Raw genomic sequence first — 308 nt, forward strand, 5'->3', positions numbered from 1 at the left:
TTCGTGCCTGCCATGATGGTGAGCCATTGATGCCCGTAAACGGTCGTCCCGGTCTGATGATCAAAATGGTATCCGCCGTCGTCCATCGGGTGGTGCGCCTGTGACGAAGGTTTCGATTTGGGAACGACGGTATCATCGATGGCGATCAGCACCGGGTTGGTGGAGGARGCCTGCCGCCGGATGTGCTGCAGTACCGAGCGCTGGAGCTTACGCTCCAGGGCATGGTCATCCACCCGGGACGTGCGAAAAAACCGGGTCACCGATGAATGGTGGGCGTGATGATTCGCAGCTTCCTGCAGGGCCTTCAC

Annotated in this window: 1 protein-coding gene; it reads right to left on the reverse strand. The window is 59.6% G+C overall.

Features of this window, described 5'->3' with window-relative positions; all coding sequences use genetic code 11:
• Positions 1-308, reverse strand: a 308-nt coding sequence (locus tag CHL76_RS16785; RefSeq protein ID WP_198951248.1) for a transposase, incomplete at both ends; no start/stop codon positions are given.

This window comes from Marinococcus halophilus (assembly GCF_002265875.1).
GTDB classification, from domain to species: Bacteria; Bacillota; Bacilli; order Bacillales; family Marinococcaceae; genus Marinococcus; species Marinococcus halophilus.